This window comes from Pseudomonas sp. PSPC2-3, from assembly GCF_049898265.1.
Classification (GTDB): Bacteria; Pseudomonadota; Gammaproteobacteria; order Pseudomonadales; family Pseudomonadaceae; genus Aquipseudomonas; species Aquipseudomonas veronii.
Window position 1 is genome coordinate 127,185 of the sequence record NZ_JAFCXJ010000002.1, and the last position, 26,848, is coordinate 154,032.

Here is a 26,848-nt window from a genome sequence, read left to right on the forward strand (position 1 = left end):
TCAGGTCGGGGGCGGATGCCTAAGGCTTTTTTGGCCAGGCGGGCACGTCTCGGCGAGCGCCCGTGGGCAAGGCCGGTGCGGGCATATCGCCCCACTGGCCTTGGCCGGGTGAAGTGTCGGACGCTTGAGGCGCCTGGCCCTCACGGTTGGGCGGGCTGGGCGGCGGGGACTGCGCCTGGCGACGATGGCGCAAGGCAAACTCGGCCACGGCTTCGATATCTTCCTCGGTGATGGCGGTCGCGCCGCGCCAGGCTGCATGCGCTCTTGCGCCACGCAACCAGACAAGGTCGGCGCGCAAACCATCCACGCCCGCGGCAAAGCAGCGTTGGGTGATCTGTGCCAGCGCCTCGTCATCCAATGCAATGGCCTCGAGACAGGCCCGCGCCCGGGTGCAACGCTCGCGCAGGGCGGCCTGCGGTTCGGCCCACAACGCGCAGAAGGCCACGGGGTCGCTGTCGAAGTCGAGGCGCCGGCGGATGATCTGCCCACGCTCGGTCGGCACGGTTTGCCCGCTCAAGGCCACATTGAAGCCGAAGCGGTCGAGCAACTGCGGACGCAACTCACCCTCCTCCGGGTTCATCGTGCCGATCAGCACAAATCGCGCCGCATGCCGGTGGGAGATGCCGTCGCGCTCGATCAGGTTGGTGCCGCTGGCGGCCACGTCCAGCAGCAGGTCCACCAAATGATCGGGCAGCAAGTTGACCTCGTCGACATACAACACCCCACCATCCGCCTTGGCCAGCACGCCGGGTGAAAACTGCGCGCGGCCTTCGCCCAATGCCGCATCCAGGTCCAGGGTGCCGACCAGGCGCTCTTCGGTGGCGCCCAACGGCAAGGTGACGAATTGACCGCTGGCTAACAGGTCCGCCAAGCCACGTGCCAGGGTGGACTTGGCCATGCCGCGCGGGCCTTCGATCAGCACGCCGCCGATCTTCGGGTCGATGGCGGTCAGGCACAGCGCGAGTTTCAGGTCATCGGCACCGACCACGGCCGACAGCGGGAAATGGGGAATATCAGTCATCAGCTGTCTTCTTCTATATCCAGCAACAGGTTTTCCAACGCCTCGCGATACGCCCCCGGCGCTTGCCACATGCCACGCTGCTGGGCTTCGAGCAGGCGCTCGGTCATGTCCCGCAGGGCATCAGGGTTGTGCTGTTGCACAAAGGCGCGGGTGTCGGGGTCGAGTAGGTAGGCGTCGGCGAGCAAGACGTATTGGTGATCGTCGATCAGCGCGGTGGTGGCGTCGAAGGCGAACAGATTGTCCACGGTCGCCGCCATCTCGAACGCACCTTTATAGCCATGACGCTTCACACCTTCGATCCACTTGGGGTTGGCGGCGCGGGCACGGATCACCCGGTTCAGCTCTTCCTTCAAGGTGCGGATCTTCGGCACGTCCGGCTGGCTGTGGTCGCCATGGTAGCTGGCGGCCTTGTCGCCGCTCAGGGTTTCCACGGCGGCGAGCATGCCGCCCTGGAATTGGTAGTAATCGTTGGAATCGAGCAGGTCGTGCTCGCGATTGTCCTGGTTTTGCAGCACCGCCTGCACCTGGCTCAGGCGTTGGGCGAATTGCCCGCGGGCGGCGGTGCCCTCGTCGGCGCCACCATAGGCGTAGCCACCCCAATTCAGGTAGACCTCGGCCAAGTCCTCGCGGCTTTGCCACAAGCGACCGTCGATCGCGCCCTGCACGCCCGCGCCATAGGCACCCGGCTTGGCCCCGAAAATACGCCAGCCCGCCTGTTTCGCCGCCGCGGCCTCGTCCAGGCCGGACTCAAGCAACGCCTGGCGCTCGCAACGGACCTTGGCGGCCAGCGGGTTCATATCGTCAGGCTCGTCCAGCGCCGCCACCGCTTGTACCGCCGCATCGAACAGGCGGATCAGGTTGGCGAAGGCATCCCGGAAGAACCCGGACACGCGCAAAGTCACGTCGACACGCGGGCGGTCCAGCAGGCTGATCGGCAGGATTTCGAAGTCGTCCACCCGCTGGCTGCCCGTGGCCCACACCGGGCGTACCCCCATCAGGGCCATGGCCTGGGCGATATCGTCGCCGCCGGTACGCATGGTCGCGGTGCCCCACACCGACAGGCCGAGCTGGCGCAGGTGGTCGCCGTGGTCTTGCAGGTGCCGCTCGAGAATCAGGTTGGCCGACTGGAAACCGATGCGCCAGGCAGTGGTGGTCGGCAGGTTGCGCACGTCGACGCTGAAAAAATTGCGCCCGGTGGGCAGCACATCCAGACGCCCCCGGCTCGGCGCGCCGCTCGGGCCCGCCGGCACGAAGCGGCCGCCCAGGGCATCGAGCAGGCCGCGCATTTCCGCCGGGCCGCACCCATCCAGGCGTGGCGCCACGACACTGCGCAGACTTTCGATGACGGATTTGACGTCCTCCCAACCGGGCTCTTCCAGCTGTTCCAGCGGCCCCGCCAGCGCCTGCTCGATCAACCGTGCAGCGTACAGTTCCAGGCGCTCGCGGGTATCACCGGCGGTGCGCCACAGCTGTAGATCGATCCTTTGCAAAACCTCCGGGCGGCGTCCGGTCCAGGGTTCGGCCAGGGCGCAGTCCAGCGGGTCGAAACCCAGCTCGAAGGCCTTGGCCAACACCCGTAACAGGCTCGATTGCGCGCCTCGGCCGTCGCCACGCGGGATACGCAGCAACGCGAGCAAGGTGTCGATACGCAAGCGGCCCTGGGGCGACTCGCCGAAGATATGCAGGCCGTCGCGGATCTGCGATTCCTTCAGGTCACACAGGTAGGTATCCAGGCGCGGCAGCCAGATCGCCGCGTCGGCCTCGCTGTCCAGCTCAAGCTCCTGGTCGATACGGGTTTCGCGCACCAGCTTGAGGATGTCCTTTTGCAGCTCGCGGGCGCGGCGCGGGTCGAGCAGTTGCGCTTCGTAGTATTCGTCCGCCAACAGCTCCAGGTCGCGCAGCGGCCCGTAGGTTTCGGCACGGGTCAGCGGCGGCATCAAGTGATCGATGATCACCGCCTGGGTGCGCCGCTTGGCCTGGGCGCCCTCACCCGGGTCGTTGACGATAAACGGATAGATATTCGGCAGCGGCCCGAGCAGCGCGTCGGGCCAGCAATTTTCCGACAGCCCGACGCCCTTGCCCGGCAGCCATTCCAGGTTGCCGTGCTTGCCGACGTGGATCACGCCGTGAGCGCCGTAGGTGTGGCGCAACCAGAAATAGAACGCCAGGTAAGCGTGAGGCGGCACCAGGTCCGGATCGTGGTACACCGCGCTGGCGTCCACCTGATAACCGCGGGCCGGCTGGATGCCGATAAACGTCAAGCCCAGGCGCAGGCCGGCGATCATCAGGCGGCCGTCGCGGCACATCGGGTCGTTGTGCGGCGTGCCCCAGCGTTCCAGCACCGCCTGGCGGTTGGCTTCGGGCAGGCGCTTGAACATCGCCTCGTAGTCGTCCAGGCCCAGGCTTTGGTGGCACGGGCGCAGGTCGAGGTTGTCCAGGTCGTTGGTGACGCCACCGAGCAGTTCGTGGATCAGCGCGGTGCCGCTTTCCGGCAGGATTTCGGGCAGCGGATAACCCTCGGCCTGCAGGGCCCGCAGGATATTCAGCGCCGCCGCCGGCGTGTCCAGGCCGACGCCGTTGCCGATGCGGCCGTCGCGCGTCGGGTAATTGGCCAGGATCAGGGCGATGCGCTTGTCGGCATTCGGCACCCGCGCCAGTTCGACCCAACGGCGCGCCAGTTCAGCGACAAAGTCCATGCGTTCCGGCGCTGCGCGGTAGCACACCACGTCCGACTGGCTGCGCTCACTGCGCCAGGCCAGGTCCTTGAAGCTGATCGGTCGGCTGATGATGCGCCCGTCCAGTTCCGGCAAAGCGATGTGCATCGCCAGGTCGCGCGGGCCGAGGCCTTGTTCGCTGGCCTGCCAGGCGGGTTGGTTGTCCTGGGCGCAAATCGCCTGGATCACCGGGATATTGCGGCGAAACGGGCGCAAATGCGGCGCTTCGGGGCTGGACTGGGCAAAGCCGGTGGTGTTGAGAATCACCGCCGCCCCGACCTCATCCAGCCAGTCCTCGACCACCGCCAGGCAGCCGGGCTCCTTCAGACTGGCCACTGCCATCGGCAACGGACTCAGGCCCGCCGCCTGCAGACGCTGGCAGAACACATCGATAAAACCGGTATTGGCCGCTTGCAGATGGGAGCGGTAGAACAGCACCGCCGCCACCGGGAACTCAGGATTCCAATCCAACTGCCAGTCGTTGAGGCACGCATTGGCTTTACGCGGGTGATAAATCGCGCTGCGCGCCAGGGTTTGCGGCTCGGCCCAGGCATAGTCGCGGCCCAGGTAGGCGCTGGCCAGGCAACGATAAAAATCCAGCGCATTACCCAGGCCGCCCTGGCGCAGGAACTGCCACAGGCGGTCACGCGCTGCGGCATCCACGGTGCTGAGGCCGCTGAGTTCCGGGTCGGGGCGGTCATCCCCCGGCACCAGGATCAGCGTGACCCCGCGCTCGGCCAACGCCACCAGACGCTCGACGCCGTAACGCCAATAGCCGATGCCGCCGTGCAGGGAAATCAGGATGACCTTGGCGTGGCGCAGCACTTCATCGACGTACAGGTCCACCGATGCATGGTTCTGCACCTGCATCGGGTTGGCCAGGCGCAGGCTCGGGTAATCCTCGGGCAACTGCTGGGCCGCTTCGGCCAGCAGCGCCAGGCTGGAGTCGCCGCTGCACAGGATCACCAGCTCGGCGGGGGTTTGCCCAAGGTCGGCAATGTTGTCGTCCGCGACGAAACCGCCGGGCTGGGTCCTGAGCAGGTGCATGGGTTAAACGCTGAGGGCGGCGCGCAATTGCGCTTCGAGGCCCGCCGCGTCGAGGTCCTGGCCGATCAGCACTAGGCGCGTGATGCGCGCTTCATCGGCGCTCCAGGCGCGGTCGAAGTGTTTGTCGAAGCGTGTACCCACGCCCTGGATCAGCAGGCGCATCGGCTTGTTCGGGATCGCCGCGAAGCCTTTGACGCGCAGGATGCCGTGCTGCACCACCAATTGGCTCAGGGCGTCGAGCAGCAGGGCTTCGTCGGACTGGGGCAAGTCGATGGAAATGGAGTCGAACGCATCGTGATCATGATCATGATCGTCTTCACCTTCGTGATGATGATCGTGATGGCTATGGCGACCGTCGATGTGCTCTTCGGAGCCGGCGCCCAGGCCGATCAGCACGTCCAGCGGTACCCGACCGCTGCTGGCTTCGATGATCTTCACCGCCGGCGGCAACTCTTCGGCGACTTCCAGGCGCACGCGGGCCAGGTCGTCGGGGCTGATCAGGTCGCACTTGTTGAGGATCACCAGGTCGGCGCTGGCCAGTTGGTCGGCGAACAGTTCATGCAGCGGTGATTCGTGGTCCAGGTTCGGGTCGAGTTTGCGCTGGGCGTCGACCTGATCCGGGAAGGCGGCGAAGGTGCCGGCCGCCACGGCGGGGCTGTCGACCACGGTGATCACCGCATCGACCGTGCAGGCGTTGCGGATTTCCGGCCACTGGAACGCCTGGACCAAGGGTTTTGGCAGGGCCAGGCCGGAGGTTTCGATGAGGATATGGTCAAGGTCGCCGCGACGGGCAACCAGTTCGCGCATCACCGGGAAAAACTCTTCCTGCACGGTGCAGCACAGGCAGCCGTTGGCCAGTTCATACACGCGGCCGTTGGCTTCTTCCTCGGTGCAACCGATGGAGCACTGCTTGAGGATTTCACCGTCGATGCCCAGCTCGCCGAACTCGTTGACGATCACCGCGATGCGACGGCCCTGGGCGTTATCGAGCATATGGCGCAGCAAGGTGGTTTTGCCCGAGCCGAGAAAGCCGGTAACGATGGTGACGGGGAGTTTGGCCAGTGTTTTCATCGGATGCCCTTGGGGGCGGGCATACGGGACGATAGGCCCTGCGCGACGCGCAGCAGCAGATTTCGTCACCGGATCACCCCGCCCGGTTGAATTGAAAAATCGGTTGCGAGGCAGGTCTCCTGGCTTGGGGCTTGCGGGTCTTGCGACCGGCGCTGGCTGCGCCTTCCCGCCTTGATGGCAGTGGCGTGGCAGTCAGATAAACCCTTCACAGTTGCGGGGGCAGCCGCGGCTTGAACCGCGTTCCCTTCTTAGCTTCGGCCTGGGCCGAAGAACCTCGAGGGTGCAAGGCTACAGGGGCTCAGTCAATTTGACTACCGTCGCCCTGCATGCTTTCCTACACACCTTGTTTCGGGTGCCCTTCACAGGGTGAAACGGGAAACCGGTGCGTCATAGCGATATGACCAGTCCGGTGCTGCCCCCGCAACGGTAAGCGAGCGAAGCGTCACGGCCACTGTGCTTTGTGCATGGGAAGGCGATGCTTTCAGGACTCAGTTCAAGAGTCCCCTCGCAAGCCCGGAGACCGGCCCGAAAAAAATCATCTAACAAACCCGCGGTGGGCGGGCGCTGTTTGAACCCTGCGTGCCTGGCTCGCGGGTTTTGCATGCGCTCGTGTCACCCTGAACCCCTGAAGGGACGCGCCATGTCGATCATCAGCAGCACCTCGTCTAGCACCAGCAGCACCGCCACCCTGAGCCAACGCCTGGGCACCGCCATCGGCGCGTCGATCCTCGGCGCGTGCCTGGTGTATTTCGCCGGATTCTCGCATATCGAAGCGGTACACAACGCCGCCCACGATACCCGCCACAGCGCCGCGTTCCCGTGCCATTGAGACCTGCCGACATGATCAAGCGTATTGCGCAAACCGCAGGTTTCAGTGGGCTGCTGGCCGCCCTGTTGTTGACCCTGCTGCAAAGTTTCTGGGTCGCCCCGCTGATCATGCAGGCGGAAACCTTTGAAAAAGCCCCGGCGGCGACACAAGTGGCACACGAGCACGCTGCTGGCACCGCTGCACACACCCATGACGCCGAAGCCTGGGAGCCGGAAGACGGCTGGCAGCGCGTGCTGTCGACCACCGGCGGCAATCTGGTGGTGGCGGTCGGTTTCGCCTTGATGCTCGCCGGGCTCTACACCCTGCGCGCGCCGACTCGCACGGCTCAAGGCCTGCTGTGGGGCCTGGCCGGTTACGCGACCTTCGTGTTGGCGCCAACCCTGGGCCTGCCGCCGGAATTGCCGGGCACTGCCGCGGCCGACCTGGCACAACGGCAGATCTGGTGGATCGGCACGGCGGCCTCAACCGCGGCCGGTATCGCGCTGCTGGTATTCGGTGGCAACTGGCTGCTCAAAGCGCTGGGCGCGGCAATCCTCGTGGTGCCTCATGTGATTGGCGCTCCGCAACCTGAAGTGCATTCGATGCTGGCCCCTGAGGCTCTGGAAGCGCAGTTCAAAATCGCCTCGCAACTGACCAACGTCGCGTTCTGGCTGGCGTTGGGGCTGATCAGCGCCTGGTTGTTTCGCCGCAACCGCGACGATCGATACATCGCATGAACCTCGTGGTCGGCCTGGGCTGCCAGCGCGGCTGCGAGTTTCAAGCCCTGCTGGACCTGCTGGACGCCGCCCTCGCCGAGGGCGGTATCGAGCGCCATCGCATCACCGCCCTGGCCAGCCTTGATCGCAAGCAGGATGAACCGGGCTTGCTGGCCCTGGCCCAATGGCTGAACCTGCCGCTGCACTGCTTCAGCGCGGCGCACCTGGCGATGTATGACGACCGCCTGAGCCACAGGTCTGCCGTCGCCTTTGCCCATACCGGTTGTTACGGCATCGCCGAAAGCGCCGCCCTGGCCCTGGCCGAACAACTCGGCGACGCCCCTGCGCGCCTGTTGGTCCCGCGCAAAAAATCCGCCCGGGCCACCTTGGCATTGGCCTGCGTCGACTGAAACCGCGATAATCGCCGCTTCCGATCATGAGCGTTCCTCATGCTCGCGCGTTTTTTCACAGGATTTCTCCATGACCGTCTACTTCATCGGCGCCGGCCCCGGCGACCCGGAATTGATCACCGTCAAAGGCCAGCGGCTGATCCGCAGTTGCCCGGTGATCATCTATGCAGGGTCGCTGGTGCCGGCGGCGGTACTGGAGGGGCATCAGGCCGAACAAGTGGTCAACAGCGCCGAACTGCACCTGGAACAGATCATCGAGCTGATCAAGGCCGCCGATGCCAAGGGCCAGGATGTGGCGCGGGTCCACTCCGGCGATCCAAGCCTGTACGGCGCAATTGGCGAACAGATCCGCCTGTTGCGCGAGTTGGGCATTGCGTTCCAGATCATTCCCGGCGTCACCGCCGTGGCCGCCTGCGCGGCGCTGCTGGAGACTGAACTGACCCTGCCGGACATCGCCCAGAGCGTGATCCTCACCCGCTACGCCGATAAAACCCGCATGCCCGCCGGTGAAGACTTCGACAGCCTGGCCCGCCACGGCACGACCATGGCGATTCATCTGGGGGTCAATCACCTGGAGAAGATCGTCGCCGAACTGCTGCCGCACTATGGCTCGGATTGCCCGATTGCCGTGGTACACCGCGCGACCTGGCCGGATCAGGATTGGGCTGTCGGCACCTTGGCGGACATTGCCGAAAAAGTCGCGGCCAAAGGCTTCAGGCGCACGGCGCTGATTGTGGTGGGTCGGGTGCTGGCCAGTGACAGTTTCAGCGCGTCGTCGCTGTATCGGGCCGGGCATGCACACCTGTACCGCCCCTAATCAAAAACATCAAAAAACAAACATAAAACACTGATTTAACTAAACAAACACAAAAAAATGTGGGAGGGAGCTTGCTCCCGATAGCGGCGGGTCAGTCGACTTATCAATCGACAGATACACCGCTATCGGGAGCAAGCTCCCTCCCACACTTAATTTTCAGCGTTAGGTAGGTCGCGTAAGCAGTTGAATTTTAAGCATAAAAAACGGCGCTCACGGGGCGCCGTTTTTTTGCTCGCAGCGAACACCTGACTCAGTAGTAGGCGTTTTCTTTCTGCGTATGGTCAGTCACATCGCGGACGCCCTTGAGCTCCGGAATGCGCTCCAGCAAGGTACGCTCGATGCCTTCACGCAGGGTCACATCCGCCTGGCCGCAGCCCTGGCAGCCGCCGCCGAACTTCAATACGGCGATACCGTCATCCACCACATCGATCAAGCTGACCTGCCCACCGTGGCTGGCCAGCCCAGGGTTGATCTCGGTTTGCAGGTAGTAATTGATGCGCTCGTTGACCGGGCTGTCGGCATTGACGTTCGGCACCTTGGCGTTCGGCGCCTTGATGGTCAATTGGCCGCCCATGCGGTCAGTGGCGTAGTCGACCACCGCGTCGTCGAGGAACGCTTCGCTGAAGGCATCGATATACGCGGTGAAGCTTTTCAGCCCCAGCGCGGTGTCTTCCGGCTTCTCTTCGCCCGGCTTGCAGTAGGCGATGCACGTCTCGGCGTACTGGGTGCCAGGCTGGGTGATAAAGACGCGGATGCCGATACCCGGGGTGTTCTGCTTGGACAGCAGGTCAGCCAGGTAATCGTGGGCGGCGTCGGTAATGGTTATGGCAGTCATGGAAACTCCTCACAGGCTTGCTGGCAGTTTACGCCAAAATATTACGCAGATACAAAGCCCCAGTAATTTTGTCGGAAAAGCCTCGCCATCGCCGTCAGAGGTTTTCATAGCGGTTCATATCCAGCACACCCTCTTCCAACGGCGTGGTTTCGCGGATGTAGGTCGACAGATCGTGGAAGTACTCCCAGAACTGCGGATGACTGCGACGCACACCCCAACGATCGACGATCTTCTCGAAGTGCTGGGCGTCGCGGGCACTTTCCATGGCCGCGACGAACGCCGGCACTTGCTCGGCCGGGATATTGAACATGAAGTTCGGATAACTGCTCAGCACGCCGGGGTAGACCGTCAACGTGTCCAGGCCCGGTTGATAGCGAGAAGCCTCACCCAGCATGAACGCGACATTACTGTGGGCACGGTTACGCAGCAGGCTGTAGACCTCGCGATGACCGGTGCGGGTTTCGATGCGCAGCATGGTCGCTTCCGGCAATTGGTCGATGACCTTGAGCCCCGCCGCCGGGCGTGACGTCAGGCGACTCAGGGCCTGCTCGGCATCGCGCAGCACCGGTTCGAGGCCCGGCCGCGAGCAGTAGGCGCCGACACAGCGATTGATCGGGTCTGGGCTGGCATTGAGGTCGCCATAACGCGCCAGCAACTGGTTGACGAAATCGCGCTTCGGGTCTTTTTCATTCAGTTTCAGGCCGGTGGGTTTATCGTCGTCGATCGACTCATAGTCCATCCACAACTTGACCTTGCCGCCGTTCTGATACCAATCGTCGAGGAAATCGTCCCGCGAATTGGCCGGCATCAGGCGCAGGAAGTTCTGTTCGGCGCCATTGCGGATCAGGTCGAAGTACAAGCGGGTCTGGGCCTGATGGGAGACGTTGCCGAACACGTCGAAGTTGACCACCAATTGGTAGTAGGTGCGCTCCAGCAACGGATAATCGAACAACCACATCGTCTGCGGGACTTCACCGATCAGGCCTTTATTGACCGACGCGCTGTCGAAGTGACGGAAGATGCTCAACAACGCATTGTCGTTGCCGGCCCACAGCGTCGACCAACCGGGCGCCGGCAACTCGCCATAGCGGTAGCGACGCAGCGCTTCGTACTCGTTGCGCTTGTCACGGTACTTGAGCCACAGGCTGAGCACGCTGCCCACGTCGTCGTTCTGCCCGGGCATTGCCAGCAACGGCGTGGCACGGCCGCGATAGAGCGGATCGGTGATGTACAGGTCGTGTTCGGGGGCCTGGAACAGCGCCCAGAAGTTGTCGCGGATCACGTCCGTGGCGATCTGGCCCCGGCACACCGGGCCGCGGATGAAGGTGCGGACAAAGTACTCGGCATTATCGAGCATGAACTGGTAGCGCGCCTGGGCCGGAATCGCCTCGAACGTCTCGAACGGGTTGGCACGACGGCCCGGACCGTAGCCTGGCAAGGCGCTGACCTGCCAGTCGCCGCTGTAGAACAAGGCTTTGACCCGTTCCATTTTCGCCGCGCTGAGCGGGTACGTGATGTGGGTCTTATGGACGATCACCCCTTGTATCGGCCACAGCCGGTAGTAGATCCGGGTACCGGGATCGTCGTTGGGGCGACGGGTATTGATCAGGTCGATCGGCTGCCCACTGGGGGTGCGCGAGCGGACCCACTGGAAGAAATGCCCCGGCTCACCGCCTTCGAAATACAGATGTGCGATAAACAGGTGTTCAAACAGCCAGCGGGCGACCAGGCTTTCGCGGGCGCCGGGGGCGTTGAGCAGGTTTTCCCACTGCAGCACTTGCGCGGCTTCCTGGGCACTTGGCGCCACGCCCTGCTGGTCAATCGGCGCACCGGAGGCCAGCCAGCGTCGCAGGGTCTGGTACTGCTGGTCGCTCAAGCCGGTCACGGCCAGCGGCATGCCTTCATTGGGGTGCACGTCGGCGTAAGTGTCGAACTCCTCTGGCCGCGGGCACATGTTCTCGCGGTTCAGGCCCAGCACGATGTCGTCCGGCAGCTTGCCGTTGGGCTGCAACGGCGCGCGGCTGTGGCCCAGTTCGAGCATGCGCGCCATCAACGCAGCCTGGCTGCCTTGGGCGTCGAGCACGGAAGTGAAGCCTTCGTGCCGCCAGGCAGCCTTGCCGAACGCGTCGTAGAACAGACGCGTCGGCTTGGTCGCCTGACTGCGATCACCATCGTAGACCAGCACCTTGGTCGCCCCCCGCGCCGCGCCCTCGCCACTGCCCAGGTTCAACTGGCAGGCCGAGTCGTAGCAGGCATGGCACGCCACGCACTTCTCAGTGAAGATCGGTTGGATATCACGGGTGTAGGAAAGCGCCGGAGCGGGATCTTGGGCCTGTGTAGTGCTGCCAATCAGCAACAGAACGAAGCTGATGATGATGCGATACGGCATGAGCCTGGTCCCGATATGAAGCCAAAATGGAAAATCCCGCGGATTCTACCGATCTAACACGCGCACCAACATGAACGATATTCATGCAAAACCTGCACATGCTCCAAATCCACACAGGTTTGCTATGATCCACGCCCTCCGTAATGCCTGAACAGAGTAGTCCCATGTCCGATCGTAGCGCTCGTCTGCAAGCCCTTCACCAAGCCCTCAAGGAACGCATCCTGATCCTCGACGGCGGTATGGGCACGATGATCCAGAGCTATAAGCTGGAAGAACAGGACTACCGCGGCAAACGGTTTGCCGACTGGCCGAGCGACGTCAAGGGTAACAACGACCTGTTGCTGCTCAGCCGTCCGGACGTCATCGCCTCCATCGAGAAGGCGTACCTGGATGCCGGCGCCGACATCCTCGAAACCAACACCTTCAACGCCACCCAAGTGTCCCAGGCCGATTACGGCATGGAGTCGCTCGCCTACGAGTTGAACGTAGAAGGTGCCCGCGTCGCGCGCAAGGTGGCCGACGCCAAGACCCTGGAGACGCCGGACAAGCCACGCTTCGTCGCCGGCGTGCTCGGCCCGACCAGCCGTACCTGCTCGCTGTCGCCGGATGTGAACAACCCCGGCTACCGCAACGTGACCTTCGATGAACTGGTGGAGAACTACACCGAGGCCACCAAGGGCCTGATCGAAGGCGGCGCAGACCTGATCCTCATCGAAACCATTTTCGACACCCTCAACGCCAAGGCCGCGATCTTTGCCGTGCAGGGTGTATTCGAAGAGCTGGGCTTCGAATTGCCGATCATGATCTCCGGCACCATCACCGACGCCTCCGGCCGTACCCTGTCGGGCCAGACCACCGAAGCGTTCTGGAACTCGGTCAGCCACGCCAAGCCGATTTCCGTGGGCCTCAACTGCGCCCTGGGCGCCAGCGAGTTGCGTCCGTACCTCGAAGAGCTGTCGAACAAGGCCAACACTTATGTGTCCGCGCACCCTAACGCCGGCCTGCCCAACGAATTCGGCGAATACGACGAATTGCCGGCGCAAACCGCCAAAGTCATCGAGGAATTCGCCCAGAGCGGCTTCCTGAACATCGTCGGTGGCTGCTGCGGCACCACGCCGGGGCATATCGAAGCCATCGCCAAGGCCGTGGCCGGTTACGCGCCGCGCCAGATCCCGGACATCCCCAAGGCCTGCCGCCTGTCGGGCCTGGAGCCGTTCACCATTGATCGCCAGTCGTTGTTCGTCAACGTCGGCGAACGTACCAACATCACCGGCTCCGCCCGTTTCGCCCGGCTGATCCGCGAAGACAACTACACCGAAGCCCTCGAAGTCGCCCTGCAGCAGGTGGAAGCCGGCGCCCAGGTGATCGACATCAACATGGACGAAGGCATGCTCGATTCGAAGAAGGCCATGGTGACCTTCCTCAATCTGATTGCCGGCGAGCCGGACATCTCCCGCGTGCCGATCATGATCGACTCCTCCAAGTGGGAAGTGATCGAAGCCGGCCTCAAGTGCATCCAGGGCAAGGGCATCGTCAACTCCATCAGCATGAAGGAAGGCGTCGAGCAGTTCATCCATCACGCCAAGCTGTGCAAACGCTACGGCGCCGCCGTGGTGGTGATGGCCTTCGACGAAGCCGGCCAGGCCGACACCGAAGCGCGCAAGAAAGAGATCTGCAAACGCTCCTACGACATCCTGGTCAATGAAGTCGGCTTCCCGCCGGAAGACATCATCTTCGACCCGAACATCTTCGCGGTCGCCACCGGTATCGAAGAGCACAACAACTACGCCGTCGACTTCATCAACGCCTGCGCCTACATCCGCGACGAGCTGCCGTATGCGCTGACGTCCGGCGGCGTGTCCAACGTGTCGTTCTCGTTCCGTGGCAACAACCCGGTGCGCGAGGCGATCCACTCGGTGTTCCTGCTGTATGCGATCCGCAACGGCCTGACCATGGGCATCGTCAACGCCGGCCAGCTGGAGATCTACGACCAGATCCCCGCCGAACTGCGCGACGCGGTGGAAGACGTGGTGCTCAACCGCACCCCGGACGGCACCGACGCCCTGCTCGCCATCGCCGACAAGTACAAGGGCGACGGCAGCGTCAAGGAAGCCGAAACCGAGGAATGGCGCGGCTGGCCGGTCAACAAGCGCCTGGAACACGCGCTGGTCAAGGGCATCACCACGCACATCGTCGAAGACACCGAAGAGTCCCGGCAGTCGTTCGCGCGCCCGATCGAAGTGATCGAAGGCCCGCTGATGTCCGGCATGAACATCGTCGGCGACCTGTTTGGCGCGGGCAAAATGTTCCTGCCACAGGTGGTGAAATCGGCGCGGGTGATGAAACAAGCCGTGGCCCACTTGATCCCGTTCATCGAACTGGAAAAAGGCGACAAGCCGGAAGCCAAGGGCAAGATCCTCATGGCCACGGTGAAAGGCGACGTGCATGACATCGGCAAGAACATCGTCGGCGTGGTGCTGGGATGCAACGGCTATGACATCGTCGACCTGGGCGTGATGGTGCCGGCGGAGAAGATCCTGCAGGTGGCCAAGGAACAGAAGTGCGACATCATCGGGCTGTCCGGCCTGATCACCCCGTCCCTCGATGAGATGGTCCACGTCGCCCGCGAAATGCAGCGCCAGGACTTCCACCTGCCGCTGATGATCGGTGGCGCCACCACCTCCAAGGCGCACACGGCGGTGAAGATCGAACCCAAGTACAGCAATGATGCAGTGATCTACGTGACCGACGCCTCGCGCGCGGTGGGCGTGGCCACGCAGTTGCTGTCCAAGGAATTGAAAGCCGGTTTCGTCGAGAAGACCCGCCTGGAATACATCGAAGTGCGCGAGCGCACCTCGAACCGCAGCGCACGCACCGAACGCCTGAGCTACCCGGCGGCGATCGCCAAGAAGCCGCAGTTCGACTGGAGCACTTACACGCCGGTCACGCCGACCTTTACCGGCGCCAAGGTGCTGGACAACATCGACCTCAAGGTGCTCGCCGAATACATCGACTGGACTCCGTTCTTCATCTCCTGGGACCTGGCCGGCAAGTTCCCGCGCATCCTCACCGATGAAGTGGTGGGTGAAGCCGCCACGGCGCTGTATGCCGACGCCCAGGAAATGCTCGCCAAGCTGATCGACGAGAAGCTGATCAGCGCTCGCGCGGTATTTGGTTTCTGGCCGGCCAACCAGGTGAACGATGACGACCTGGAAGTCTACGGCGACGACGGGCAGCCCCTGGCAACCTTGCACCACCTGCGCCAGCAGATCATCAAGACCGACGGCAAGCCGAACTTCTCCCTGGCCGACTTCGTCGCGCCCAAAGACAGCGGCATCACCGACTACGTGGGAGGGTTTATCACCACCGCGGGCATCGGCGCCGAGGAGGTGGCCAAGGCTTACCAGGACGCGGGCGACGACTACAACTCGATCATGGTCAAGGCCCTGGCCGACCGCCTGGCCGAAGCCTGCGCCGAATGGCTGCACCAACAGGTGCGCAAAGACTACTGGGGTTATGCCAAGGACGAGCAACTGGACAATGACGCGCTGATCAAGGAACAGTACAGCGGCATCCGCCCTGCCCCCGGCTACCCGGCGTGCCCCGACCACACCGAGAAAGGCACCCTGTTCCAACTGCTGGACCCCGAGGCCCGCGAGATGCATGCCGGCCGCAGCGGCGTGTTCCTCACCGAGCACTACGCGATGTTCCCGGCGGCTGCGGTCAGCGGCTGGTACTTCGCCCACCCGCAGGCGCAATACTTCGCCGTGGGCAAGGTCGACAAAGACCAGGTGGCGAGCTACACCGCACGCAAAGGCCAGGACCTGGCCGTGACCGAGCGCTGGTTGGCACCGAACCTGGGTTACGACAACTAAGCACGCGCAGATTGTCTATGCTTGCCTCACACATCTTGTGTCGAGGCACGTATGGACGATCCAGCCAACAACAAACCGCCTACCCTGTGGCAGATGCTGCACAGCGTCGTCGCCGCCGCCTTTGGCGTGCAGAGCGGCAAGAACCGCGCCCGCGACTTTACCCATGGCAAGCCCAGCCACTTTGTGGTCCTGGGCATTCTGTTCACAGTGGTGTTTGCCTTGACGCTGTTCGGCATCGTCAAGCTGGTGTTGCTGCTGGCCGGGGTCTAGTGCAGCAACAGACGCATGCTGAAGGGGTAACCATAGGACGCAGGCTTGCCCAGAGCGGACAGTGCGCGGAAATTTACCGTCGGCATGGGCCCCAGCAAGCGCCGCGCCTGGGCGGAATCGATCAGTTGGAATAGCGCCTCCTGGCGGTCGCGCCCGCCGTGAGCGCCGATGTCCACGCCCTTGGCATCATCATTGATCAGCACCATCGCCCACCCGCCCACGGTGAAATGCCCGGCGACCAGGGACGACAACTGCCCGTTCAGACGCGCCTGCAAGATCTCCGGCGAACTGTTGACCGCACTGAACAGCGCGTCCTTGCCAGGCACGCGCCCGCTGTCCCGAAACGCCTGCATGGCACCCAGTGCCATCTGATCGTTGGCCGACCACACCAGCGCCGTGTGCGGGTAACGCTTGAACAGCTGCGTCGCTTGCTCGAAGGCGCGCTCACGGCTCCACTCGCCATAAACCAACTGACGCAGGCGCACCTCGGGGTGTTCGGCCAGCGCCCGGCGCATGCCCTGCTCTCGCAACAGGGCAACGGGAGTGGTCTTGATGCCGGAGAAGGCCAGCAGGTCGAGGGATTCGCCGGGCGCAACACGGCCGTGCTGGCGCAACATGTCCTTGAGCATCAGGTAGCCGGCCTCTTCGTCGTCGGCGACCAGGCTGCCGATCAGATCGATGCCCGTGCGGGCGCCCAACAACTGCACCTGGTCGGCGGTCAGCGCGCTGTTCACCACCAGTAATTTGACCCCACTGCCCTGGGCCATGCGCAGAATCTGCGGGGCGACATACTGCTCATTGACCAGCACCAGATAATCCGGCCGCTCGCGGCCTTGCAGTTCCTCCCGGGCCTGGACCAATGTGGTGTGAAGATCGCGCTCGCCATAGCGCACGCGCAAATCCAGGCCGAGGTCCTTGGCCGCGGCCTGCATGAATTGCGCGTAACTGACCCAAAAGGTTTCCGTCGACATGCCCGGGTTGAGAAACACCACCGACGCTGCCTGGGCCACGCCACAAAATGCTGGCCCCAGCAACCACACACACGTAAACAGAACCTTCACCATGGTTATTCAAGCCTTGAACATTGACCGCCATGATACTGGCAATCGGACAGTCATTCGAGGCTCAGTCAACGCTGTTTACTGGTGGCCGACCCAGAACACCGCCGTCCCTACCACGAGAATGATCAGAAATAGAATGGCCCAGGCATCCACGGTACTGTCGGGTTTACGGGCTTTTGTCGGATGGCTCATCGCATCGCCTCTTGTCGGTTTTATAGGTGATTGCATTCAGACTCGCCCACAGTAAAGTCGATGATTGCCCGCATGACAAATGCGTGTATACCGACAATCGTTCCCATTAGTCGATTTGGTTCTTTGCATATATTCAAACATCACTTTTGCGCATAAACGCAAACTGGTATCGTGCCCCGGCTCCGTTGGGAGTGCGCGGCCGTGCGCGCAGATTTGCCGAGAACAGGACCTATATGTACGTATACGACGAATACGATCAGCGCATCATCGAGGACCGCGTCAAGCAGTTCCGTGATCAGACCCGACGCTACCTAGCAGGTGAACTGAGCGAAGAAGAGTTCCGCCCTCTGCGCCTGCAAAATGGCCTTTATGTTCAGCGCTTTGCGCCGATGCTGCGGGTGGCCGTGCCCTATGGCCAACTGACTTCGCGCCAGACGCGCATGATGGCCAAGATTGCCCGCGACTTCGACAAGGGCTACGCCCACATCAGTACCCGCCAGAACGTGCAGTTCAACTGGCCGGCGCTGGAAGACGTGCCGGACATCCTGGCTGAGCTGGCCACCGTGCAGATGCACGCCATTCAGACCAGCGGTAACTGCCTGCGCAACGTGACCACCGACCAATTCGCCGGGGTTGCCGCCGACGAACTGATCGACCCGCGCCCCTGGTGTGAAATCGTCCGCCAATGGACCACGTTCCACCCAGAATTCGCTTACCTGCCGCGCAAGTTCAAGATCGCCATCAATGGCTCGACATCGGACCGTGCGGCGATCGAAGTACACGACATCGGCCTGGAGCCGGTCTACAACGCCGCCGGCGAGTTGGGCTTCCGTGTACTGGTAGGCGGCGGCCTGGGGCGTACCCCGGTGGTTGGCGCGTTTATCAACGAGTTCCTGCCGTGGCAGGACCTGCTGAGCTACCTCGACGCGATCCTGCGGGTCTACAACCGCTATGGCCGTCGCGACAACAAATACAAGGCGCGGATCAAGATCCTGGTCAAGGCGCTGACCCCTGAGGTGTTCGCGCAGAAAGTCGACGCCGAGATGGAACACCTGCGTGGCGGCCAGACCACCCTGACCGACGCCGAAGTCCACCGCGTGGCCAAACACTTCGTCGACCCCGAGTACAAAGCCCTGGGCAATCAGGACGCCGAACTCGCCGCGCTCGACCAGCAGCACCCAGGTTTCGCCCGCTGGCGTGTGCGCAACACCCTGGCGCACAAAAAGCCGGGCTATGTCGCCGTGACCCTGTCGCTCAAGCCTACCGGCGTCGCCCCCGGCGATATCACCGACAAGCAGCTGGACGCCGTGGCCGACCTGGCCGAGCGCTACAGCTTCGGTCAACTGCGCACCTCCCACGAGCAGAACATCATTCTCGCGGACGTTGAGCAGAGCCAACTGTTCACCCTGTGGGGCGAACTGCGCGAAGGGGGTTTCGCCACGCCGAACATCGGCCTGCTGACCGACATCATCTGCTGCCCGGGCGGCGACTTCTGCTCCCTGGCCAACGCCAAGTCGATCCCGATTGCCGAATCGATCCAGCGCCGTTTCGACGACCTGGACTACCTGTTCGACATCGGCGAGCTGGACCTGAACATTTCCGGTTGCATGAACGCCTGTGGTCACCACCACGTCGGCCACATCGGCATCCTGGGCGTGGACAAGAAAGGCGAAGAATTCTACCAAGTGTCCCTGGGTGGCAGCGCCAGCCGCGATGCGAGCCTGGGCAAGATCCTCGGCCCATCCTTCGCCCAGGAAGCCATGCCCGAGGTGATCGGCAAACTGATCGATGTGTACATCGAGCAGCGCACCGAAGATGAGCGTTTCATCGACACCTACCAGCGCATCGGCATTGACCTGTTCAAGGAGCGCGTCTATGCAGCGAATCATTAAGAACAACGAAGTCGTCGACGAAACCTGGCACCTGCTGCCCAAGGACGCGACCTTCGACGGCATCTCCAACTGCGACGACCTGATTGTGCCGCTGGCGCTGTGGCGCGAGCACGGTCATGCGCTCAAGGCCCGTGACGGCGGCCTGGGCGTGTGGCTGGACGCCGATGAAGAAGCCGAAGAGATCGGTGACGACGTGGCTCACTTCCAGGTCATCGCCCTGAACTTCCCGGCCTTCACCGACGGGCGCAACTACTCCAATGCGCGCCTGCTGCGTGACCGCTACGGTTACAAAGGCGAATTGCGCGCGATTGGCGACGTGCTGCGCGACCAACTGTTCTACCTGCACCGCTGCGGGTTCGATGCCTTCGCCTTGCGCCCCGACAAAGACCCGTATGAAGCGCTGGAAAGCCTCAAGGACTTTTCCGTGACGTACCAGGCTGCAACGGACGAGCCGCTGCCGCTGTTCCGTCGCCGTTAAGCGTTAGCATCGTGAAAAGCCCTGGCATGCCAGGGCTTTTTTATACATCGATTTTGATCGACGCCAGCACCTGCTTCTGCTCCATGGAACACGGCACCCCCTCCGGCTGCGCGCGCACCGCCGCGATCACGCCCAGCAACTGCGCCTTGCTGTGCGCCAGTTGCGCCTGCATCCCTTCGATCTGCTGCACCTTACGCTCCAACGCCTCAATCAGCGCCTCGCGCTTGTGCTCGCCCGGCGCCGGCATCAGCGCCTTGAGTTCCTGCAAGGTAAACCCGGCCTGTTGCGCGCTCTGGATCAGTTGCAGGGTTTGCAGGGCCTCGGGGGCATAACGCCGATAGCCGTTGGCCTGCCTGCCCACCTGGCTGATCAACCCTTCGGCCTCATAAAACCGAATACGCGACGCCGCCAGCCCGCTCTGTTTCGCCAGTTCACCAATATTCATCGCCATGCCCGCTTGACATTAAAGTTAACTTTAAGCTTAGCCTGAGGCCTCCCCCTTCAGGAGTCAACCATGTCACCTTTCGAACCCTTGCAACTGCCCAACGGCCAAGTCCTTGTCAACCGTATCGCCAAGGCTGCGATGGAGGAAAACATGGCCGACGCCCAACAAGCGCCGTCCCGTGAATTGAAGCAGTTGTACCAGGCCTGGGCGGATGGCGAGCCCGGCTTGCTGCTGACCGGTAACGTGATGATCGACCGCCGCGCCATGACCGGCCCCGGCGGCGTTGCGCTGGAGGACGAGCGGTCACTGGACAGCTTTCGCGAATGGGCGGCCGTCGGACGCAACAACGGCGGGCACTTCTGGGTGCAGCTCAATCATCCGGGGCGCCAGACGCCGGCCAACCTGCGCCAGCAAGCCTTGGCGCCGTCCGCCGTGGCCCTCGACCTGGGTATTTTTTCGAAGATGTTCGCCAAGCCCAGGGCTATGTCCGAAGACGAGATCCAGAACGTGATCACGCGCTTTGCCACCAGCGCGCGCCTGGCCGAGAAAGCCGGGTTTACAGGCGTGCAGATCCACGCAGCGCATGGCTACTTGCTCAGCCAGTTTCTCTCGCCCTTGAGCAACCGGCGCACCGATCACTGGGGCGGCTCGCTGCCGAACCGCGCACGCTTGCTGATTGAAGTGATCAAGGCCGTTCGCGCCAGTGTCAGCCCCTCGTTTTGCGTGGGGGTGAAACTCAACTCGGCAGACTTCCAGCGCGGCGGCTTCGACGCGGACGATGCGCGTGCCGTGATTGAGCTGCTCAATGCCCTGCCCATCGACCTGCTGGAGCTGTCCGGCGGCAGCTACGAAGCACCGGCCATGCAGGGCGAAGCCCGGGACGGGCGGACCCTGGCCCGCGAAGCGTATTTCCTGGAAATGGCCCGCGAACTGGCGACCCTCGCAAACATGCCGGTGATGGTCACCGGTGGCATTCGCCGCCTGCCGGTGGTGCAGCAAGTCCTCGACAGCGGCATCGCCATGGCCGGTATCGCCACCGCCCTGACCCTGGAACCGCAACTGATCAAACACTGGCGCGAAGGTCGCGACCCCAACCCGCAACTCACAGCGATCAGTTGGCAGCGCAAGCCCCTCGCCGCCCTCGCCGTGGTGCGTCACCAGATGCGTTGCCTGAGCCGAGGCCATCGCCCCAATCCCAAGGTTGCGCCGTGCATGGCACTGGTCCGCGATCAATGGTTTATCGCCCGGCGCACTCGCCAATACCGCGCAACCATGACGCAATCTTCACATTAAGCACGGAGCATTCGCCGTGATCGAACTGTCCTCTATTGATCAGCCACTTTTAACCTCACTGACGATTGGAGTTCTTCATGGCGAAAATCAACCTGGCCCAGCAATTGGCGACCACCCTTGAACAGGCAGGCATCAAGCGCATCTGGGGCCTGACCGGCGACAGCCTCAATGGCCTCACCGACGCACTGCGCACCATGGACAGCATCGAGTGGATGCATGTGCGCCACGAAGAGGTCGCCGCGTTCGCCGCCGGTGCCGAAGCCGCCGCCACCGGCGAGTTGGCGGTGTGCGCCGGCAGTTGCGGGCCGGGGAATCTGCATTTGATCAACGGCCTGTTCGACTGCCATCGCAACCATGTACCGGTGTTGGCCATCGCCGCACAAATCCCGTCTTCCGAAATCGGCTTGAACTACTTCCAGGAAACCCACCCCCAGGAACTGTTCAAAGAGTGCAGCCACTTCATCGAACTGGTGACCAACCCCGAGCAGATGCCCCAAGTGCTGCATCGCGCCATGCGCGCAGCAATCCTCAACCGCGGCGTGGCGGTGGTGGTGATCCCCGGGGATGTGTCGCTGCTGGAAGTGGAAGACACGCTCAAACCCTGGCCGGCCCTGCATGCGCCGCGCACCCTGCCGGCGGAACAGGACCTGCAACGCCTCAGCGAAATCCTCGACAGCAGCCAGAAAGTCACCTTGCTGTGCGGCAGCGGATGCGCTGGCGCCCATGCCCAAGTGGTGGCCCTGGCCGATGCCTTGGGCGCGCCGGTGGTACACGCCTTGCGCGGCAAAGAGCACGTGGAATGGGACAACCCGTTCGACGTGGGCATGACCGGCCTGATCGGTTTCAGCTCCGGTTACCACGCCATGCTCAATTGCGACACGCTGATCATGCTCGGCACCGATTTTCCGTACCGCCAGTTCTACCCCACCGACGCGAAGATCATCCAGATCGATCGCAACCCCCAGGCACTGGGCCGGCGCGCCACCCTGGACCTGGGCATCGCCGCTGACGTGAGCGAGACGATCGATGCACTGCTACCGCGCCTGACCCGCAAGGCCGACCGCAGCTTCCTCGAAACGTCCTTGAAACACTACGAGAAAGCCCGCCAGGGCCTCGATGACCTGGCGCAAGCGTCGAAGGCCAACCGGCCGATTCACCCGCAATACGTGGCGCGCCTGCTCAGCGAACTGGCCGACGACGATGCGATCTTCACCGCCGACGTCGGCTCGCCCACCGTGTGGGCGGCGCGCTACCTGAAAATGAACGGCAAACGGCGCCTGATCGGCTCGTTCAACCACGGCTCGATGGCCAACGCCCTGCCCCAGGCCATCGGTGCCCAGGCGGCTTTCCCCGGGCGACAGGTGATCTCAATGTCCGGCGACGGCGGTTTTACCATGTTGATGGGGGATTTCATTTCGTTGGCGCAGCTGAAACTGCCGGTGAAAGTCATCGTGTTCGATAACGCATCACTCGGTTTTGTCGCCATGGAAATGAAAGCCGCCGGCTACCTTGAGGCCGGCACCGAGCTGAAAAACCCGGACTTCGCCGCCATGTCCAACGCCATGGGCATCCTGGGCATTCGCGTGGAGCAATCCGAAGACCTCGAACCGGCCCTGCGCCGCGCCCTGGCCCATGACGGCCCGGTGCTGGTGGACGTGGTGACGGCGACCCAGGAGCTGGTGATGCCACCCAGTATCAAGCTGGAACAGGCCAAGGGTTTCAGTCTGTACATGCTCAAGGCAGTGATGAGCGGGCGCGGGGATGAAGTGATCGAGCTGGCGCGCACCAACTGGTTACGCTGACGTGAACACAGGCTGACGGGCTTGCTCGCGATTGCGCGGCTTCAGTGCATGCATCTTCAACTGATACATCGCCATCGCGAGCCAGCCCGTTTCCACATCGGCGATCAGCCGTGCTGTTTTTCTACCCACTTGCCGTAGGCATCGATAAACGCCTGCAGGAACGGCTTGGTTTTCTCCGACAGCTTGCCCGCCTCGTCGAACACACTGCCCGCGCCGCCCAGGTAGGCTTCCGGCTGCTGCATGCACGGCACGTCGAGGAACACCAGGGACTGGCGCAGATGGTGGTTGGCGCCAAAGCCGCCGACAGCCCCCGGCGACACACTGATAATCGCCCCCGGCTTGCCGCTCCAGGCGCTTTGCCCGTAAGGGCGCGAGCCCACATCGATGGCATTCTTCAGCGGGGCGGGCACGGAGCGGTTGTATTCGGGGGTCACGAACAGCACTGCGTCGGATGAACGCACTTGTTGACGGAAAGTACTGTAGGCTGCGGGCGGTGATGCCCCGTCGATGTCCTCGTTGTAGAGCGGCAAATCGCCAATTTCGACAATGTTCAATGTGAGGTTGGCGGGGGCCAGTTCGGCCAATGCCAGGGCGACCTTGCGGTTGATCGACTCTTTTCTCAAGCTGCCCACCAGGACGGCAATCGTGTAGACCTTGCTCATTGAGGTTTCCCGACGTCTGACTAAAGGAGCTTGTAGTTATAGAGCCTTCGCGACGCGTTCACCAGAAGGTTTTGATAATTCCCCCGGCGTCTGCCTCGCGACCACCCGCGTAGGAAGCGTCTGAAAACATCAACGAATAGTATTTTTTTTCCATAGGTAAACTACCCCGCTCCATGACGGTCTACAGAACCGCAAATCGAGTGTTTATCTCCAGAGGTTCTAAACAGATGGCAGCAGTACTTGTCGGACAGTTCCATGCCAGAGACGCAGAAGGACGCGTGTATTCGGTGCATGAGTTCCAGGAATCCACCCCGCCGCTAGACGGCCTGGCTGGCTCGGCGCCCACCACAACCTACAAGCTGGCCATTGGCGACCGTGTAGAAAAACTGGAAGGCGATGAATTCAAATTGATTCAGTCCGGGACCATTATCGTCCGCGAATCGGAAACCGTCCGCGCGCAATAAGCTTGAGCCCCCGAGCGTACCTGCTCAGTCCTGGCCATTGACGGCATTGACTGGGCCGGGCGATCACGGGCGGCGAACCTCCGTCACTTCAATCCCCGGGTCTCCCTCAACCTGTTTGAGCGTGACCATCAGTCGCCCCTTCTCGCCCTCGACGTCATACATCAAGCGCTTGTAGCCCGGCGTACCATACGCGGGATACGCCACCACCTGCCTGACCAGCGTGATGCCCAACACCGCACCCACCTGCGCGCCCACCTGTTCCTGGGAACGGATGAACGCATCGAGTGCGAGGTTTTCGGACGTAGTGTCGTCGGGATTGCTCAAGAGATAAGCGGCCACGCCTCCCACGGTCACCAGGACCAGCAGTTGCCTGGCCGTTACCCCGAAGAAGTTCGCGGGCATCGGCATTTGAGACCAGACCTGTTTTTGTTGTAAGTACCGGGTAACCGGCATTGGTCGTTGATGATCAGACCAACCATTCTAAACAGGTCGATGGGTAATGCCAGATGAATCAGTTGTCGCCGTAGGTAATATCCTTGTTATCCCCGACACCGCCCAACGTCCGATCCTTGCCGAAGGAGAACAGGTCGAACGGAACCTGGGGTTGGCTCGGCGGAAAGTGATACTGATAAGCAACACCCCACGGATCGGTCAGCAGCTCCTCGTTGACATAGGGGCCTTTCCAATTCGCGTCGGCGGCAGGCGGCTTGATCAACCCCTCCAGGCCTTCCTCATCGGTCGGATAGCGGCCAGTGTCTTGATGGAAGTGCTCGACGGCCTTGCCCAGCTCGGCGACCTGGGCCTTGGCCGTAGCGATTTCCGTCAGGGTCATCTCGCCAAACAGCCGCGGCCACAATGCCAGGGCCAACACGCCGATGACGACGAGTACCACCAGCACCGCCCACCGCGTAAAGCCGCCGTGGGTGTGCCGGTTGCCGACTATGACTGGTGCAGACATTCTGAGCTCCCTTGTCGCTCGGTTGATACGCTCGTTATATGCCCTGCTTGTTGCAGTTGCGCAAGGCTAACGTAAGTCGATGCGAATCAACGCTCCCGCTGTTTTTTTCCAGGCCATTGAATCCCGGCCCTGCTGACCCTAGACTCCGGCCATGCGTTTACGTCATATCGAAGTGATTCAGGCCATCTTGCAGACCGGACACCTCGGCACGGCCGCCGAATGGTTGCAGCTTTCTGTGGGCGATGTGGACGCGACGCTCAAGGACGCCGAGCAGCAATTGGGCTTTATGTTGTTCGCCAGCGTGCGCGGACGCCTGCAGCCAACACGGGAAACCCTGGAGTTACAGGCGCAAATCGCCCATGTGTATGAAGCGCTGGAGCCGGTACAACGCTTGGCCAGCCGCCTGAAGCACCATCACGCGCCAACCCTGCGTGCCCTGTGTACGCCGCCCCTGGCCAATCAACTGCTGCCGCAAAGCATCGCCGTGCTGCGCCGACGCTTCCAGGACACGCCGTGCAACCTGTCGAGCCAGCCGACCCGCGAGATCGTCAGGAGCCTATTGCTGCACGAGGCCGACGTGGGCCTGAGCCTGCATGACCCAGAACATCCGCAAATCCAAAGCAGCGTATTGGCCCAGGGCAAACTGCAACTGCTCGCGCCCCATGGCTGGCTCAAACCCAAGCAGAAGTACATCGCCCTGCAGGACCTGGCCGGGCAGTCGATGATCGGGCTGGAGGGCCAGGACCCGCTCAGTCGCCTGCTCGACGCCAAACTGCAAGCCCTGCGCCCGCTGCCGGTGGTGCAGACGCGGGTGCAGACTTACCAGATGATGCGCAGCATGGTGGAGGCCGGCGAAGGCCTGGCGATCGTCGATCCGTTCACCGCGTTCGGCGCCCGGGAGGCCGGGCTGGACGCGTGCCCGGTATCGCCGCCGATCATGGTCAGCCTGTATGCGCTGACCCTCAGGGAGGGCGTGACCTCACCGGCACTGAATGCACTGCTCGAGATTGTCACGCAGAAAGCCGAAGGCCTGCTCGCGAGCTGAACGCGTCAGACCGCCTCGACTTCCGCCTTGAACAAGCGATACCAGAAAATCGCCACCTCACGGGTTTGCGGGTCGATCCCGCGATAGCGCAGGTGGTCGATCCCGCCCACCACATACCCACAACGCTCATACAGGCGGCAGGCGCCGAGGTTGTTGTTCTGGGTCTCCAACATCATGCCCGGCAGGTTTTTCTTGCGACTCCAGAACTGCGCCACGTCCAGCAGCGCCTTGGCCACGCCGTGACGGCGCGCGGGCAACGCCACGGCCAGCTCATCGACGTGCGCGAAGCCATTCCAATTGGTACTGACCACGACATGCCCGACCGGTCTGTCGTCCAGAAAGGCCATGAAGATCGCGCTGTCGGGCGCGTCGCGAAAGCTGGCGAACTCCTCCGGGTCGATGCCGTAGCACTTGCGGTACGGCAGGATGCGCTCCACGAGCCACTGTTCGACCCGCTTGCCCAGCTCCGGCACGCCATAGGCGCTGACCTCAAAACTGAAATCATTGCCCCACACGTAGGCGTCGAAGCCCTCGTCGGCGACCCGCACACTGAGCCCTGGATACTTCGGGTTCATTACAGCTT

General features: G+C 62.8%; 23 protein-coding genes and 2 riboswitches. Of the genes, 12 read left to right on the top strand and 11 right to left on the bottom strand.

Annotated features, from left to right (window positions below; all coding sequences use genetic code 11):
- Window positions 1-19: 19 nt before the first annotated feature.
- From ACP7E3_RS04510 to cobW, 3 genes are read right to left on the bottom strand one after another with little or no spacing between them, the layout of a single operon-like run.
- Window positions 20-1,021, bottom strand: a complete 1,002-nt coding sequence (locus ACP7E3_RS04510) for an ATP-binding protein (RefSeq protein ID WP_079444074.1) — start codon at window positions 1,019-1,021, stop codon at window positions 20-22.
- Window positions 1,021-4,782 (bottom strand): cobaltochelatase subunit CobN, encoded by a 3,762-nt coding sequence (gene cobN / locus ACP7E3_RS04515; RefSeq protein ID WP_426122396.1) that lies wholly within the window; start codon window positions 4,780-4,782, stop codon window positions 1,021-1,023. The genes ACP7E3_RS04510 and cobN overlap by 1 nt, the downstream gene beginning before the upstream one ends.
- A 3-nt stretch (window positions 4,783-4,785) precedes the next feature.
- On the bottom strand, window positions 4,786-5,853 hold the full coding sequence (cobW, locus tag ACP7E3_RS04520; protein ID WP_046383143.1) for a cobalamin biosynthesis protein CobW: 1,068 nt from the start codon (window positions 5,851-5,853) through the stop codon (window positions 4,786-4,788).
- 92 nt (window positions 5,854-5,945) lie between these two features.
- Window positions 5,946-6,145, bottom strand: a riboswitch (cobalamin riboswitch).
- 41 nt (window positions 6,146-6,186) lie between these two features.
- Window positions 6,187-6,396, top strand: a riboswitch (cobalamin riboswitch).
- 97 nt (window positions 6,397-6,493) lie between these two features.
- Between cobW and ACP7E3_RS04525 the strand changes: the two genes are divergently transcribed.
- The 4 genes from ACP7E3_RS04525 to cobM all read left to right on the top strand — a co-directional run bounded on the left by ACP7E3_RS04525 (window position 6,494) and on the right by cobM (window position 8,604).
- The gene (locus ACP7E3_RS04525) at window positions 6,494-6,682 is read left to right on the top strand and encodes a CbtB domain-containing protein (RefSeq protein ID WP_426122398.1); all 189 of its coding nucleotides are present in this window, start codon (window positions 6,494-6,496) and stop codon (window positions 6,680-6,682) included.
- Window positions 6,683-6,693: 11 nt separating this feature from the next.
- The gene (locus tag ACP7E3_RS04530; RefSeq protein ID WP_057005417.1) at window positions 6,694-7,398 is read left to right on the top strand and encodes a CbtA family protein; all 705 of its coding nucleotides are present in this window, start codon (window positions 6,694-6,696) and stop codon (window positions 7,396-7,398) included.
- Window positions 7,395-7,787, top strand: a complete 393-nt coding sequence (locus ACP7E3_RS04535; RefSeq protein WP_128192522.1) for a cobalamin biosynthesis protein — start codon at window positions 7,395-7,397, stop codon at window positions 7,785-7,787. Before ACP7E3_RS04530 ends, ACP7E3_RS04535 begins: the two co-directional genes overlap by 4 nt.
- 70 nt (window positions 7,788-7,857) lie before the next feature.
- Window positions 7,858-8,604, top strand: coding sequence for a precorrin-4 C(11)-methyltransferase (gene cobM, locus ACP7E3_RS04540; RefSeq protein ID WP_108526425.1), 747 nt, complete (start codon window positions 7,858-7,860; stop codon window positions 8,602-8,604).
- Between the two features lie 250 nt (window positions 8,605-8,854).
- Here cobM and nfuA read toward each other — a convergent pair whose 3' ends face one another.
- Window positions 8,855-9,439, bottom strand: a complete 585-nt coding sequence (nfuA, locus tag ACP7E3_RS04545) for a Fe-S biogenesis protein NfuA (protein WP_003190728.1) — start codon at window positions 9,437-9,439, stop codon at window positions 8,855-8,857.
- Window positions 9,440-9,533: 94 nt separating this feature from the next.
- Entirely contained in the window at window positions 9,534-11,828 is a 2,295-nt protein-coding gene (locus ACP7E3_RS04550; protein ID WP_108526423.1) for a fatty acid cis/trans isomerase, read from the bottom strand.
- A 164-nt stretch (window positions 11,829-11,992) separates the two neighbouring features.
- On the opposite strand from ACP7E3_RS04550, the gene metH reads away from it, so the two are divergent.
- The gene (gene metH / locus ACP7E3_RS04555; protein ID WP_017846602.1) at window positions 11,993-15,703 is read left to right on the top strand and encodes a methionine synthase; all 3,711 of its coding nucleotides are present in this window, start codon (window positions 11,993-11,995) and stop codon (window positions 15,701-15,703) included.
- A gap of 51 nt (window positions 15,704-15,754) precedes the next feature.
- The gene (locus ACP7E3_RS04560; RefSeq protein ID WP_017846603.1) at window positions 15,755-15,973 is read left to right on the top strand and encodes a DUF2970 domain-containing protein; all 219 of its coding nucleotides are present in this window, start codon (window positions 15,755-15,757) and stop codon (window positions 15,971-15,973) included.
- On the opposite strand, the gene ACP7E3_RS04565 is transcribed toward ACP7E3_RS04560, so the two are convergent.
- Window positions 15,970-17,037, bottom strand: a complete 1,068-nt coding sequence (locus ACP7E3_RS04565; protein WP_057005420.1) for an ABC transporter substrate-binding protein — start codon at window positions 17,035-17,037, stop codon at window positions 15,970-15,972. The two genes, ACP7E3_RS04560 and ACP7E3_RS04565, sit on opposite strands and share 4 nt — an antisense overlap.
- A gap of 422 nt (window positions 17,038-17,459) precedes the next feature.
- Between ACP7E3_RS04565 and ACP7E3_RS04570 the strand changes: the two genes are divergently transcribed.
- A complete protein-coding gene (locus ACP7E3_RS04570) occupies window positions 17,460-19,118 on the top strand; it encodes a nitrite/sulfite reductase (protein WP_046383137.1) in 1,659 nt (552 codons plus the stop codon).
- Window positions 19,102-19,596, top strand: a complete 495-nt coding sequence (locus tag ACP7E3_RS04575) for a DUF934 domain-containing protein (protein ID WP_017846607.1) — start codon at window positions 19,102-19,104, stop codon at window positions 19,594-19,596. Before ACP7E3_RS04570 ends, ACP7E3_RS04575 begins: the two co-directional genes overlap by 17 nt.
- A gap of 40 nt (window positions 19,597-19,636) precedes the next feature.
- Here ACP7E3_RS04575 and ACP7E3_RS04580 read toward each other — a convergent pair whose 3' ends face one another.
- Window positions 19,637-20,041 carry a MerR family transcriptional regulator gene (locus ACP7E3_RS04580; RefSeq protein WP_057005451.1) on the bottom strand — a complete coding sequence of 135 codons (405 nt, stop codon included), beginning with the start codon at window positions 20,039-20,041 and terminating at the stop codon, window positions 19,637-19,639.
- A gap of 69 nt (window positions 20,042-20,110) precedes the next feature.
- Between ACP7E3_RS04580 and ACP7E3_RS04585 the strand changes: the two genes are divergently transcribed.
- Together ACP7E3_RS04585 and poxB are read left to right on the top strand one after the other, a co-directional pair.
- The gene (locus tag ACP7E3_RS04585; RefSeq protein WP_426122403.1) at window positions 20,111-21,334 is read left to right on the top strand and encodes an NADH:flavin oxidoreductase/NADH oxidase family protein; all 1,224 of its coding nucleotides are present in this window, start codon (window positions 20,111-20,113) and stop codon (window positions 21,332-21,334) included.
- A 77-nt stretch (window positions 21,335-21,411) separates the two neighbouring features.
- Complete coding sequence (gene poxB / locus ACP7E3_RS04590; RefSeq protein WP_057005422.1) at window positions 21,412-23,136, top strand: ubiquinone-dependent pyruvate dehydrogenase; 1,725 nt, start codon at window positions 21,412-21,414, stop codon at window positions 23,134-23,136.
- A gap of 104 nt (window positions 23,137-23,240) precedes the next feature.
- On the opposite strand, the gene ACP7E3_RS04595 is transcribed toward poxB, so the two are convergent.
- Window positions 23,241-23,798, bottom strand: coding sequence for an NADPH-dependent FMN reductase (locus tag ACP7E3_RS04595; protein WP_017846611.1), 558 nt, complete (start codon window positions 23,796-23,798; stop codon window positions 23,241-23,243).
- Window positions 23,799-24,025: 227 nt separating this feature from the next.
- Here ACP7E3_RS04595 and ACP7E3_RS04600 point away from each other — a divergent pair, with 227 nt between their 5' ends.
- Window positions 24,026-24,262, top strand: coding sequence for a hypothetical protein (locus ACP7E3_RS04600; RefSeq protein ID WP_046383133.1), 237 nt, complete (start codon window positions 24,026-24,028; stop codon window positions 24,260-24,262).
- A 63-nt stretch (window positions 24,263-24,325) separates the two neighbouring features.
- On the opposite strand, the gene ACP7E3_RS04605 is transcribed toward ACP7E3_RS04600, so the two are convergent.
- Both ACP7E3_RS04605 and gspG read right to left on the bottom strand, forming a co-directional pair.
- A complete protein-coding gene (locus tag ACP7E3_RS04605; RefSeq protein WP_017846613.1) occupies window positions 24,326-24,670 on the bottom strand; it encodes a hypothetical protein in 345 nt (114 codons plus the stop codon).
- A gap of 103 nt (window positions 24,671-24,773) precedes the next feature.
- Window positions 24,774-25,220 (bottom strand): type II secretion system major pseudopilin GspG, encoded by a 447-nt coding sequence (gene gspG / locus ACP7E3_RS04610; RefSeq protein WP_046383132.1) that lies wholly within the window; start codon window positions 25,218-25,220, stop codon window positions 24,774-24,776.
- 151 nt (window positions 25,221-25,371) lie between these two features.
- Between gspG and ACP7E3_RS04615 the strand changes: the two genes are divergently transcribed.
- A complete protein-coding gene (locus ACP7E3_RS04615; protein ID WP_017846615.1) occupies window positions 25,372-26,265 on the top strand; it encodes a LysR substrate-binding domain-containing protein in 894 nt (297 codons plus the stop codon).
- Between the two features lie 5 nt (window positions 26,266-26,270).
- Here ACP7E3_RS04615 and ACP7E3_RS04620 read toward each other — a convergent pair whose 3' ends face one another.
- A complete protein-coding gene (locus tag ACP7E3_RS04620) occupies window positions 26,271-26,840 on the bottom strand; it encodes a GNAT family N-acetyltransferase (RefSeq protein WP_102618072.1) in 570 nt (189 codons plus the stop codon).
- Window positions 26,841-26,848 lie beyond the last annotated feature (8 nt).